At 39.0% G+C, this 12,767-nt stretch carries 12 protein-coding genes and 1 riboswitch; of the genes, 6 read left to right on the top strand and 6 right to left on the bottom strand.

From position 1 onward, the window contains the following. From P20429_RS08890 to P20429_RS08905, 4 genes are all read right to left on the bottom strand, one after another. Positions 1 to 1,005 carry an iron ABC transporter permease gene (locus P20429_RS08890; protein ID WP_007583742.1) on the bottom strand — a complete coding sequence of 335 codons (1,005 nt, stop codon included), beginning with the start codon at positions 1,003 to 1,005 and terminating at the stop codon, positions 1 to 3. A gap of 1 nt (position 1,006) precedes the next feature. Then, positions 1,007 to 1,819 (bottom strand): ABC transporter ATP-binding protein, encoded by an 813-nt coding sequence (locus tag P20429_RS08895; RefSeq protein ID WP_007583740.1) that lies wholly within the window; start codon positions 1,817 to 1,819, stop codon positions 1,007 to 1,009. A gap of 512 nt (positions 1,820 to 2,331) precedes the next feature. Beyond that, positions 2,332 to 2,464: riboswitch (cobalamin riboswitch) on the bottom strand. A 53-nt stretch (positions 2,465 to 2,517) separates the two neighbouring features. Beyond that, the gene (locus P20429_RS08900) at positions 2,518 to 3,450 is read right to left on the bottom strand and encodes a porin (protein ID WP_007583738.1); all 933 of its coding nucleotides are present in this window, start codon (positions 3,448 to 3,450) and stop codon (positions 2,518 to 2,520) included. A 166-nt stretch (positions 3,451 to 3,616) separates the two neighbouring features. Then, on the bottom strand, positions 3,617 to 4,489 hold the full coding sequence (locus P20429_RS08905; RefSeq protein ID WP_007583736.1) for a LysR family transcriptional regulator: 873 nt from the start codon (positions 4,487 to 4,489) through the stop codon (positions 3,617 to 3,619). A 91-nt stretch (positions 4,490 to 4,580) separates the two neighbouring features. Between P20429_RS08905 and P20429_RS08910 the strand changes: the two genes are divergently transcribed. Next, positions 4,581 to 4,955 carry a DUF413 domain-containing protein gene (locus tag P20429_RS08910; RefSeq protein WP_007583734.1) on the top strand — a complete coding sequence of 125 codons (375 nt, stop codon included), beginning with the start codon at positions 4,581 to 4,583 and terminating at the stop codon, positions 4,953 to 4,955. 86 nt (positions 4,956 to 5,041) lie between these two features. Continuing rightward, on the top strand, positions 5,042 to 6,277 hold the full coding sequence (locus tag P20429_RS08915) for a response regulator (protein ID WP_007583732.1): 1,236 nt from the start codon (positions 5,042 to 5,044) through the stop codon (positions 6,275 to 6,277). Between the two features lie 17 nt (positions 6,278 to 6,294). Here the strand turns inward: P20429_RS08915 and rarD are convergent, their stop codons facing one another. After that, positions 6,295 to 7,212, bottom strand: a complete 918-nt coding sequence (gene rarD, locus P20429_RS08920) for an EamA family transporter RarD (protein ID WP_007583730.1) — start codon at positions 7,210 to 7,212, stop codon at positions 6,295 to 6,297. Between the two features lie 51 nt (positions 7,213 to 7,263). Then, positions 7,264 to 7,719 carry a thioesterase family protein gene (locus tag P20429_RS08925; protein WP_007583728.1) on the bottom strand — a complete coding sequence of 152 codons (456 nt, stop codon included), beginning with the start codon at positions 7,717 to 7,719 and terminating at the stop codon, positions 7,264 to 7,266. 384 nt (positions 7,720 to 8,103) lie between these two features. Between P20429_RS08925 and recQ the strand changes: the two genes are divergently transcribed. From recQ to P20429_RS08945, 4 genes are all read left to right on the top strand, one after another. Next, positions 8,104 to 9,927: a DNA helicase RecQ gene (recQ, locus tag P20429_RS08930; RefSeq protein WP_010553279.1), complete on the top strand. Its 1,824-nt coding sequence runs from the start codon at positions 8,104 to 8,106 to the stop codon at positions 9,925 to 9,927. Positions 9,928 to 9,934: 7 nt separating this feature from the next. Next, positions 9,935 to 10,219, top strand: a complete 285-nt coding sequence (locus P20429_RS08935) for a DUF3630 family protein (protein ID WP_007583724.1) — start codon at positions 9,935 to 9,937, stop codon at positions 10,217 to 10,219. A 171-nt stretch (positions 10,220 to 10,390) separates the two neighbouring features. After that, positions 10,391 to 12,100 carry a ShlB/FhaC/HecB family hemolysin secretion/activation protein gene (locus P20429_RS08940; RefSeq protein WP_007583723.1) on the top strand — a complete coding sequence of 570 codons (1,710 nt, stop codon included), beginning with the start codon at positions 10,391 to 10,393 and terminating at the stop codon, positions 12,098 to 12,100. Between the two features lie 69 nt (positions 12,101 to 12,169). Then, positions 12,170 to 12,745, top strand: a complete 576-nt coding sequence (locus tag P20429_RS08945) for a mechanosensitive ion channel domain-containing protein (protein WP_007583721.1) — start codon at positions 12,170 to 12,172, stop codon at positions 12,743 to 12,745. Positions 12,746 to 12,767: the final 22 nt, after the last annotated feature.

The following is a 12,767-nucleotide window of genomic DNA, read 5'->3' as shown; positions in this document are numbered from 1 at the left end:
TTACACCCTTCGCTTTCTAAAAAACAATAAACTTAAAAAGAACACGCTACCAATAGCAGCGGTTATAACACCTACAGGTAACTCTTGGTTTTTTAGCAAGGAGCGCGAAAGTACATCAACCCACACCATAAATGTACCGCCCACTAAGCTGGTTACTAGCAATCCCGCGATGGTGCCTTGGGAGATAAAAAAGCGCACAATGTGCGGTACCATTAATCCTACAAACCCAATACCACCACACATAGCCACCAGCACAGCGGTAATTAATGAGCTCAAAACTAGCATAAGTATTCTAAAGCGCTGGACCCTAACACCTAATGTAATTGCGCTTTCATCGCCAAGTAACATCGCATTGAGCTGCCTTCTATAGCTTAGCATTACAAACGTACACAATGTGATTACCAATAAAGGTAACCAAAGCGTAGCCCACTGCGCACGAGCAAAGCTGCCCAGTGTCCAAAATAAGATAGCGGCTACCGCCTGAGGATCGCTCCAATAAAGCAACAAACTGGTAAACGCACTAAATAAAAACGACAGAGCGACGCCAGCTAATAGCATTGATTCTACCTGTGCACTTTGCTGCCTACCTGCAATAAGTATTAATAAACTCATAGCGAGTAAGCTACCTAATAATGCTGCTGCAGATAGCATAAAGCCTGCGCTAATACCTGCTAATGCCATAAGTAACACCACACCAAATGAGGCACCCGACGATATACCAAATAAGTAAGGATCGGCTAAAGGGTTACGCGTTACCGTTTGTAAAATAAGCCCCGCAATTGCTAAACCAGAGCCAGCTAAAAAGGCGAGTAATGTGCGTGGCATTCTTAGTTCAAAAATAATACGCGTATTAAAAGACGCATCATTTGAGAGCAAAAAACTATTAAGTACGTCTTGAAGTGAGGTCTCTGCTGCGCCAAAACTAAGTGCTGCAAATAAGCTAAATAAAGCAGCTGCAGCACTTATAAATAGCGCAAGTGATTGGCGAGTATTAACTGCGCTCATATTATTTGTAACCATAAAAGTAAGTGATATGAGGGATGCTATTTCCCGACTTCGATATTTGCGGGTGGTTATTTACTTGGGCGCAGACACCAAAAACGTCGCCTAACATGTTTTCGGTTAATACCTCACTTGGCGTACCTGTATGTGTAATTTCACCGTTTTTAATAACCACTAGTTCATCGCACATTGCCGAGGCTAAGTTTAAATCATGAAACGATGCAAACACCGTTACACCCAACGATTTAGCAAGCTCCATTACCTGTATTTGGTATTTAACATCTAAATGGCTAGTTGGCTCGTCCATTATTAACAGTTGAGGTTGCTGGACTATGGCGCGGGCTATCAAGGCACGTTGCTTTTCACCGCCTGAGAGCGACTCAAAGCTTTGCTCACTATGATCTACCAACCCTACGGTGTTGATTGCTTGAATGATTTTTTGTTTATCAATGTTAGTTATTGAGCTAAATAACGATTTATGAGGCGTTAGGCCAAGCGCAATAACGTCAAATACGCTTAAGTTAAATTGCGACGGGGTTTCTTGCAAAACAACCGCTACTTTTTTTGCGTACTCATCGCTTTTTAGCTGCCAAATGTCGGTGTTGTTAAACTCTACAACGCCATCACTAGGTTTATTAAAACGATATAAACAACGCAATAAGCTCGATTTACCTGCGCCATTAGGTCCAATTAAACCAACAAATTTACCTGTGGTTATTTTAAGGTTTATTTCTTTGAGGATCGTTTTATTGCCAATATCCCACGATACGTTTTTAACGTTTAGTAATGGTTTATTTAATGGCGTTTGAGTGTGCAATAGTCAGTCCTAGGCTAGGGTCTGTTGATCTTTCAAGGTTAAATTTGCAACAGTCTGTTTGGTATTTAGGCAAGGCAGAGCCTATGTAGTGTGGTTATTCCCCATAAATGGGCGATAACGTAGCATTAATGCCAAACAGGCGCTGCCCAAAGGGTTCTTCCTAGGGGCTATTTACTCTTTGTTGCTCAGTTTTTACTTAGCCCACTAGGTTACAAACCTCGCGCCGCGATTAAATAGCCCCTAGTTTGAACAAATTTTAATCCGCAAAGTTCAACAGACCCTAGGTTAAACTCACTAAAAATGCGATAAAAATACTAATGCACTACAAGAAAAAATGAGTAAACCCGCTCGTTAAAAGAATTCATACCAATTGCATTAAATTAGTGATTTATTATAGCGACAAATAAATAGCTTAATAACAAGGCGGAAATTATGACATATAGTTGTTCTATATGAATAATTTTTAACGAAGTTAGTAAGTTATTTAATTCGCTAGAAAGATCATGTTTTTAATAAAATTGGTATTATACCATTTGTATCTGACTTACAGCTCAGCTGCTTACAGTTGCGGGAACAGTCGAGGACTCGCACCTCATTCCAAATGAAGCTCTATTATGGGCGGCTAAGTAAATAATTTAAAGCAAAAAAAAACCGCACCCAAAAGAGCGCGGTTAAAAAGGGAGTGTTTTAACTAATCGTTAAAACTTGTATTCCATACCTAAGCCTACGTAGTCTTGGTCAACGTTGTTGTCCATATCGAAGCTTGAATAAAAACCAAATACTTTAATATTTTTATTTAATTTGTGATCAAGACCAACTGAAATTGCTGACTTATCGTCGCTGTCGTCAAAGTCCATATCTTGGTATTGCACTTTAAATGTGTTGTTACCCATGCTGTAAGCAGCATTTAGCAAGTAACCATCCGCTTCTGCGCTGCCATCTACTGCTTCTTGTGTTTGGTACATTGCGCCCAATTTAAAGTTTTCGATTTTACCTTGGATTGATGCACGCACTACGTCGTAGCCATTTACTTCACTATCGGCTGCGATAGAGGCATATACTGCGCTCTTTTTAAGTGCCACGTCACCGTATGTCACCGCCATTGAATAACCGTTATCAGCGTCTACATCATCTTCAGCTACAAAAGTAGCAAGTACTTTAAAGCCTTCGTATGAGTTTGATGAATAACTAACTGTATTTCCTAAGCGGTTTTCACCTTTAAATACATTTTTAATGTCGCCTTCAAGGTCGTTAAATAAATCTAACTTACCTTGAGATTGCTTAAGCGCAGTATCGTTACGACCAATTACAACCTGACCAAACGCACCTTTTAAACCAACATATTGGTTACGCGCAGAAATATTGTCGTCGTTATCGCCTTTTGAATCAGCATCAGACACATCAACTTGAAACTCAAACTTATATACCGCTTCTAAACTATCATTTATTTTTTCAGAACCTTTAACACCAAGACGAGATGCATTACTTTTTATCTCGGTAAAAGACCCTTCGCCATCATCAGATGATTGCACTGTTACATTCGCTTTACCGTAAATGTCTACGTCGGCAAGTGCATTAAAAGATAAACCACTTAATAGTGCTAAGCATAAGCTCGATTTTACAAATTTCATGTTATTTCCTTGGATAATCACAAAAGACTAATTTTCAAAACTGCTGCATTTTGTCATTCCTAAATGACAGTAATATTACAACAGAAATATTAATGTCTTTTTTTGTTAATAAAAATGCATTAAATGTGAAATCAAAATAACATGAAAGCCTAGTAAATGGTCGTACTTACTTATCTTGCTTTAATGACAAGCTTGGCGTCATTTGCGAAAGTAAATTAACTAAGGTTTCTATTAGCTCTTTTTGCTCGTTGTCTCTGTGATACGCTATAAATACGTCTCTTGAGGTGTTTTCTACCCCTTTAACATGAAACAACTCACCTTTTTCTAAATGCCCTTCAACCAATACTTGAGGTATAAATGCACTACCACCACATTGCAGTATTAAATCAAGTGCAATACGTCCCGTGCTGGTTCTAAAGTAAGGTGGCGTTTTTCCTGTAAACTGACGCGCATGCCAAAGAGAAAAAGTAGTTCCCCAATCCACATACACATATTGATTATCAAAAAAGTTTTCGTTAGTTGCGGTGTCGTATCCGCTTACTGGAATGATTGGCAACTCACAAATTCGCTCTACCACTAATTCATCTACTTTTGGTGGATCAAACAATATTGCCAAATCGAGAGTACGCTCTAATAAAAGTCGAGTGCTCTCTTGTTGTGCTTTAACTTCTGCAACCAACGACACGCCCGGCATCGCCGATACAATATTTGTTATACCAAACTGTAAAAAAGCATCCCAAATATTAGGCGTTCCTGCTAAGCTAATTTGCTTATGCATATTGTCGGCAAGTGCAACATCGACTTTGGCGCGCTGCATGCCCGTAATAATCATTTGTGCGTGCGGTAATAAGCGCTCGCCAGGTGCTGTAAGTTGAATATTATTACGCTGGCGAATAAACAAATTAACACCAAGCCCTTGCTCTAATTGGCGAATTCTAAAGCTCACTGCAGACTGCGTAATATAAAGGTTTTCGGCCGCTTTACCAAAGTGACGCGTACGCACTACTTCAACAAATGTTTTTAATAAATCGATATCCAATTTTTTATCCTCACGATAAAAATAATTTGTTTAATAAATTGCCAAACTTGCATCATACTCCAGCTAATTAATAGGGTATGAGGATAAAGCTATGAGCAATAACATTTCATTACTACGCCAAGCATTTGTTAGCCAACGTCAATTTTATGATGATCAGAATTTTCCACGTGGTTTTAGCCGCAGCGGAAACTTCACCTTATTAGAAGCCAGTATATTAGAACAACACGGTGTTGTTTTAAGAGGCTTATACAGTAAAACAATTGAGCCGCAAAACGAACATCAAGAACAGTTTGTAGCAGTAGTAACTGGCTCACAAGAACCTACTAACCCAATCGAACGTGCTTGGGTAAAATACTTAAAGCTAACGACCTGTAAAACTAAGTTTCATACTTTATTTGGCCGCTCAAAAATGTCAGGGCCGGCACCGATTAGCCAAGAGTATTATTCAGAAGCGGATAATCTGTAAGTACTTAAGTTATTTGCTTTTTTGCGTTTTAACAGTTACAACTTGTATAAGCAAATATTTTTGCAAAATATAAACAGGGTTGTTCCGTGACGCGAAAAATACTAATAGTTGAAGATACACCTGCAATGGCGCGAGTGCAAAAGCACATCGCGCTTAAAGCAGGCTATGAAGTTGATATAGCAGAGTCATTAGCACAAACAAAAGAGCTTATAAGTAAAAATAGCTATTTTTGCGCTGTAGTTGACTTTATATTACCTGATGCCCCATCAGGTGAAGCAGTACCCTGCACTGTTAATGCTGATATCCCAACTATTGTAATGACGGGCAATATTGATAAAAAAACTCGCGACACCGTAGAAAAATACCCAATCATCGATTACATCATTAAAGAAAACAAACAAGCTTACCAATACCTAGAAAAACAATTACACCGCTTACCTCGCAATGAAAATGTAAAAGTACTCGTTGTTGACGATTCTAAATCGACTCGACGATACATTTGCAGCTTGTTAGTTCGTCACAAATATCAAATTATTGAAGCACAAGACGGACAAGAAGCATTAAAAATGCTCGAAAATTCACCCGACATTTCAGTCATCATTACTGATAACGAAATGCCAAACATGAATGGTGATGAGTTATGTAGCGAAATTCGCCGCTTATATAGCAACGACGAAAAAGCCATTATTGGTATTTCGGGCTCTGACTCTTTAGGGCTTTCTAGTTTATTTTTAAAAAATGGCGCAAACGATTATTTACATAAACCTTTTAATAGTGAAGAGTTTTACTGCAGGCTTAGCCAAAACGTCGATATGCTAGAGCAAATAGCCACAATTAAACGCCAAGCCAACACCGATTACCTAACTAATCTACCTAATCGTCGTTACTTTTTTGAAGAAACAAACAAATCACTCAAAAAGATTAAAAATAAGCAAGGTTTAGGAGCGCTAGCCATGCTTGATATTGACCATTTTAAAATAATTAATGACACTCACGGGCATGATGTAGGCGACGAAGTATTAAAAGGGCTCTCCATTTGCTTTAGCAAATATTTTAAAAAGTATTTAGTAGCCCGTTTAGGTGGTGAAGAGTTTGCCGTTTACTTTGCAAATGCGGATAAACAAGAAGCACTAAAAAGACTTGAAGGTTTTAGGTACTTTATAGAGGCGAACAGCCAAGAGTTTAGTAAAGAAAAAATCAAATTTACTATATCTATTGGTTTTGCAGATGGGCCTGTTTATCAAATTGATGAATTATTAAAACAGGCCGATTTAAAGCTTTACGACGCTAAAGAATCTGGTCGTAATAAAGTAGTTAGCTAACAGCTCTATTAGGTTAATTATACTTCTGCGGCTGTAATAGCCGCTTTTTTACGTTTGCGTGATTGATTGTAAGAGTCCCAACTAAAAATAGCTAGCGCACTCCAAATACATGCAAACGTTACTAATCTCTCAGCGTCAAACACTTCACCGTAAAACACCACTGCCAATATAAACATTAGGCTTGGCCCAATATACTGAAAAAAGCCTAATGTAGTGTATTGCAAACGCTTAGCGGCGCCGGTAAAACACAGCAATGGTAATGTAGTTACAATACCTGCACTAATCAGTAATGCATTAGTATGCCAATCGTTAGCTGGCAGGCTTGATGTTGTTGTAGGCACCATTAACCACCAATAAATGAGTGCAACAGGCAGTAATATAAGTGCTTCGAGTAAAATGCCAGGCAAGGCTTCAACGGGTAGTTTTTTACGTAACAAACCATAAAGCGCAAACGATATAGCTAATGAAAATGCCACTACCGGAAACGAGCCAAAACTAATTAGCTGCAGCACAACACCGGTAAAGGCCAGTGCCACTGCTACACCTTGAAACTTACGCAGGCGTTCACCTAAAAAGAGCATACCCAGTAATACATTTAAAAGAGGGTTTATGTAATAGCCCAAACTCGCATCAAGCATATGGTTATTATTTATAGCCCATATAAATAAACCCCAGTTAAACCCTAGTAATGTTGAGGTAATAACAAGCATAAGCAAAAGCTTAGGCTGAACAATAATGCGTTTAATTTTACCCCAATACTTTAAAACACTTACTACTAATACTAAAAATACAACCGACCAAACAACCCGATGCATTAAAATTTCAAAGGCAGAAACATGCTGAATTAACTTAAAATATATTGGCGCAAGGCCCCACATAAAAAAAGCAAGACAAGCAAAAATAGCACCTTTACGCTGCTCAGTATCAATCGACATAATAAACACTTAGTGATTTAAAAGGCCGCTAGTTTACTTCCCATACACGTTTTATCCAACTAAATACGTGCCTGTCCCAAAAGCAATTTGAACTGATTGCTCATTATGTAATTCCATTCTGCATACACATACTTTATTACCTGAGCGAATAAGTGTGGCACTCGCTGTAAAGCTCTCTCCTTTACCAGGGCGCAAATAATCAGTGCGCAAGTCGATAGTCCCAAGCGTGGCTAATTTTGTTTGCACACTTCCTATATCTAAATCGGTGAGTTTATCAATCACGCTTGCTGCAGCGAGCATACCGCCTACATTATCAAGTACGGCTGAAATAACACCACCGTGCAGTATTTTTTGCGCAGGGTTACCAATGAGTACATCCTGCCACGGAAACGTAATTTTGGCCTGTTCAGGGCTCAACGACTCAACCGATATTTGTAAAAACTGGTTAAACGGCATGCCATTTACAAATAATGCGCCCACTTGTTCAATTAACATTTCTTTATTCATTATTATTCTCTATGTTTAAACTGGTACGATGAGTAAAGCATAACTTAAGCAAAACTACGAGGCTCTAGTTAAATCATTTACTTAGCAACCTAACTTTAAGAAAGCAGATCTATCTTAATAAGCGGTTTCAACACTACCAGAGTTTAATTTACTTACAATAGAGTTGAGGTTAATACCAATTAGCTTAATTAAGTGATCTATCTGGAGGTAAGAAAATAGTGTCTATAACAAGGCAAAAACTCGTTATTTAGTTGTTCTATATCAGAAATTTTTAACGCAGCTAGCGTCAGATTTAACCCCTCAAATTGATTAAGTAGTATTGCGGATTGGTATAAGTAACTCAGCTAAAGACATCTCACTAAAAAACCACTAAAATACCCGCCAATGAATACATCAACACCACCTTCTAGCACCCTTGTGCGTAAACCCGAAACTGTCCTCAAACAAGTGTTTGGCTACAGTGAATTTCGCGACGGCCAAAAAACAGTTATTGATGCTGCTATTAACGGCCAAGACTCGCTTGTATTGCTCCCTACTGGCGGCGGAAAATCGGTTTGCTATCAAATACCCGCTTTAGTGCTTGAAGGCGTCACTATTGTTATATCTCCGCTCATATCGCTAATGCAAGATCAGGTAAGTCAACTACAAGCACTTGGGGTTAAAGCCGCTTACGTAAATAACAGCTTAGCGCGAGAAGAGCAGCAATTGGTGTATCAACAGCTTCATCAGGGGCAAATTAAGCTTTTATATGTGGCACCTGAAAAAGTATTACAACGCGAATTTTTAGAGCGTTTATCGCATTTAAATGTAAGCTTATTTGCCATTGACGAAGCGCATTGTGTGTCGCATTGGGGTCACGATTTTAGGCCTCATTACTTTCGCTTAAACGAATTAAAGCAACGTTTTGCACATGTACCCATGATGGCGCTCACTGCAACTGCCGATAAAGCCACCCGTTTTGATATAGTTGAGCAACTAAAACTACAACAGCCTTATATTCATACTGGCAGCTTTGATCGCCCCAATATTCGCTACACCATAGAAGAAAAATTTAAACCTATGGTGCAACTGCTTCGCTACTTAAAAGAGCAAAAAAGCCAGAGCGGTATTATTTATTGCACTAGCCGTAAACGCGTAGACGACATTGCTGAAAAAATTGCAGATGCAGGGCTAAACGCTGCCGCTTACCATGCAGGTATGAGTAACGAGCAACGACAATTTGTACAAACTGGTTTTGCCCGTGACGATATACAAATAGTGGTCGCAACCGTTGCCTTTGGTATGGGTATAAACAAGCCTAACGTGCGTTTTGTACTGCATTACGATATTCCAAAAAGTATCGAGTCGTACTATCAAGAAACGGGGCGTGCTGGGCGAGATGGACTCGCAGCAGAAGCCATAATGTATTTTGATCCAGCTGATATAGGTCGCGTAAGGCGCTTTTTTGAAGACATAGACGACGAGCAACGCCGCCGTGTAGAAGAACAACGCTTTAACGCAATGGCAAGCTTTGCCGAAGCACAAACGTGTCGCCGTCAAATATTACTTAACTATTTTAGTGAGTATCAGCGCGAACCTTGTGGTAACTGCGATATTTGCTTAAATCCACCTAAAAGCTTTGACGGTACATTGGTTGCCCAACAAGCACTTTCTTGTGTGTATAGAGCTGACCAGCGCTTTGGTCTTGGGTACATTGTTGAATTACTACGTGGTGCAAATACTAGCCGCATACGCGATAACAATCATCATGAGCTAAGCACTTACGGCATAGGTAAAGATAAAAGCAGTGAATTTTGGCTTAGTATTTTACGCCAGCTTATTCATCAAGGCTTACTTAGCCAAGATATAACGCAAGGTGCGTCACTTAGGTTAACCGAAGCCGCGCGTGCAATTTTAAAAGGTGAGTACGCACTGCAATTAGCCGAGCCACGCCTGCAAGCCAAACACGTTTATCAAGATAAGTTAGCGCAATTTAATTACGACAAAAAACTGTTTGCTCGCCTGCGCGCACTACGTAAAGAACTTGCTGATGCCGATGATGTACCACCTTATGTGGTATTTAATGATAAAACGCTAGCCGAAATGGCGCAGCTTATGCCAACAAACGACAGCGAATTTTTAAAAGTGTCGGGTGTGGGTTTTACTAAGTTAAATAAATACGGCGGCGAGTTTTTAACTGCAATTCGCAATTACCTAGCTACAAATTAAGAATGTTATGACCCAAATAGAATATGACCACGCCCATAAATACATTTTAATTACACCAGTCGAGCCTCCACACGATGAAGACTTTGAACTGTGGAGCACACTCTTTTTACACTCAGACGATGTAACACTCAATGAGTATTCTGCAGGCGCCGATCGCCATCAAGTTCGCTTTACCTATAATCAGCAGACCTTTAATTTAAACTATGAGCATTATAGCCAAAGTATTTGGATTAATGCCGAAGGCCATGAAGCTGAGCACTTATTAGCCGCTTTAGCATTTTATTTAAGTTAGCTTTTAATATCCCGCCCACAGGCGGTTCTAAACCAGGTTGGTTATTAACATAAGTGAATATGAGTAACAATTAATTAGTTTCAAAATCCATACCTTTTACTTACATTATAATAACAATGATGTAAGCTGATATTACGATAGTCATTTGCTACGTAGCAGTAAAGAGGTTTAATGGTGAACAAGAAATGGATAGCACAATGTTGTATTAGCTTAACGGTTTTAAGCTTTTATGTGCCTAATGCATTCGCACAACAATCTTCAACGAAAACTGATAACTGCCTTGTAGAACAGACAGATTTAAGCACAAATAAAAACTTACGCCGAGAAGTTCAAGACAAAACAACCCTCACGCACAGTAATAGTAACGCTAAAATAGCCTCAATAAAGCTCAAGCAACTTAATGTATTTAATACTGAGCTTGAAGAGGAAAATAATGCCCTATTCCGATTTGCTAACCGCGCTCATATTCAAACAGAGCCAGATGTCATTAATAACCTTTTATTATTCTCCCCTGGTGACAAGTACGATGCTAAAAAGCTTGCAGAGTCTGAGCGCCTACTTCGTAAAGAAAGCTACTTATATGATGCACAAATTAGTGCAATCGAAAACTGCGACGGTGACGTTAATGTAGAAGTGGTTACCCGTGATTTGTGGACACTTTTACCTGAAGTAAACTTTAGCCGTAGCGGCGGAGAAAATAAATCGAGTATAGGTTTTAGAGAATCAAACCTGCTTGGTTGGGGGAAGCGCCTTTCTTTGTCACGCACGACCGACAGCGATCGTAGCGGTTATTTATTTGTTTACGACGATCCTAATATTTTATCTACTCGCTACCGCGGCCGTTTAGAGTACGCTGATAACAGCGATGGCAAGCGCCATTTACTTGAGCTAACCTATCCATTTTACGCGATAGACACCCCTTTTAGTTACGGTATTTTAAGCTATTCTGAGCAGCGCGAAGAGTCACTATATAAACGCGGCGAAGAGTTTAGCGAATTTGATCAAACTACTGATTTAAACCGTGCATTTATAGGACACTCTAAAGCGCTTAATAATAATTGGACCCAACGCTTAACCTTAGGTTATACCGACGAGCAGCATACCTTTGAAGCTATAGACACTACATTTGCACCACTTGCCGATAACAGAAGTTTAAGTTATCCCTTTATAAGCGGCCATTGGTTTGAAGATAACTACATAAAAGTACGCAATTTTGACAGTATATCTCGCACTGAGGATTTAAACTTAGGTTGGAATATTAAAAGCTTAATTGGCTATTCAGACGAATCATTAAGTAATGACGACAGCCGCGCGGTGTATTCTTTTAACTTTAAAAAAGCCCACTTTACTAACGATAATACCTTATGGCGTTTTAGTGCTGATATTGATGGCTATTGGAATAAAGAACAGAAAAAACTCGAAAACTTTATGGCCACTAGCCAAGTACAATATTATTTAAATACCAGTGAAGACCAATCTTGGTATGTTAAAGCCCGGGTGCAATACGCCAAAAACCTTACTGCTGATCAACAACTTACTTTAGGCGGCGAAACAGGCCTGCGTGGTTACCCTATGGATTATCAACATGGCGACCGCAGCTTTTTAGTTAATCTAGAAAAGCGCTATTACTGGGAGTACGATTTACTACAACTATTTAAAGTGGGTGGCGCAGCTTTTGTAGATGTGGGCAGAGCATGGTTTAACGATAAAGATAATGGCGAAAACGCACATGTATTAAAAAATATAGGCGTGGGTCTTCGTTTAGCACCGAGTCGTGCAAATTCAGGAACCATGATCCACATTGATATTGCAGCCCCAGTTGATAGCTACGATGACGTAGACTCAGTACAGTGGTTAGTGAGCGTTAAAAATACTTTTTAAATAATACAAACGCGTTAAACTAATACCAATTGCATTAAATTAAATTGGTATAAAAGTTCAGGGTCTAATGTGGAAATAATAGAAGTTTTAGAATTGTTTGCATCACAATATAAGTTAATTGTAACTATAATCGCTATTTTGGTTTTCCCTCTGCTATTAAAAATAACCAAAAAATTACTCGAAAAAGCAATTAAGGGGAAAGTTGATTTACACCGAAAATATCGTGCAGAGCTCTTACTAAAAATTATACTCGCCTTTGTCGTGCTGTGTTTAGTTTTAGTATTTTGGGGTATAGAGCTGCGTGGCTTATTGGTTTTAGGCTCCTCTTTATTCGCTATGTTAGGCGTAGCGCTTTTTGCCGCTTGGTCATTACTGAGTAACCTAACCGCATTTTTACTAATGTTTATTCAAAACGATTGCCGTGTTGGCTATTGGGTACGAATTATTGATGGTGCAAATCATGTTGAAGGGCGCATTGTTGAAATGGGCTTAATGAATGTAGTACTTGAGCATATTGATGGGCACCGTGTAATTTACCCTAATAATTTATTTGTGACACGCCCTGTCATGGTTTTAAATAAAGAACCAAAGCCAACAAAAGCTCCCGTTATAAAGCGTATTATTGGCCCTAAAAAACATAGTTAAAAAAGTAATAGTCACAAAAAAG

The sequence above is a fragment of the Pseudoalteromonas sp. BSi20429 genome (assembly GCF_000238895.1).
GTDB classification, from domain to species: domain Bacteria; phylum Pseudomonadota; class Gammaproteobacteria; order Enterobacterales; family Alteromonadaceae; genus Pseudoalteromonas; species Pseudoalteromonas arctica.
Note: the sequence above shows the minus strand (reverse complement) of the source record. Positions and strands in the feature narration are given on the sequence as shown.

Coding starts and splice junctions, on each gene's coding strand:
- P20429_RS08890 (WP_007583742.1), bottom strand. CDS start 1,005: ATGAGCGCAGTTAATACTCGCCAATCACTTGCGCTATTTATAAGTGCT.
- P20429_RS08900 (WP_007583738.1), bottom strand. CDS start 3,450: ATGAAATTTGTAAAATCGAGCTTATGCTTAGCACTATTAAGTGGTTTA.
- P20429_RS08910 (WP_007583734.1), top strand. CDS start 4,581: ATGAGCAATAACATTTCATTACTACGCCAAGCATTTGTTAGCCAACGT.
- rarD (WP_007583730.1), bottom strand. CDS start 7,212: ATGTCGATTGATACTGAGCAGCGTAAAGGTGCTATTTTTGCTTGTCTT.
- P20429_RS08925 (WP_007583728.1), bottom strand. CDS start 7,719: ATGAATAAAGAAATGTTAATTGAACAAGTGGGCGCATTATTTGTAAAT.
- recQ (WP_010553279.1), top strand. CDS start 8,104: ATGAATACATCAACACCACCTTCTAGCACCCTTGTGCGTAAACCCGAA.
- P20429_RS08935 (WP_007583724.1), top strand. CDS start 9,935: ATGACCCAAATAGAATATGACCACGCCCATAAATACATTTTAATTACA.
- P20429_RS08940 (WP_007583723.1), top strand. CDS start 10,391: ATGGTGAACAAGAAATGGATAGCACAATGTTGTATTAGCTTAACGGTT.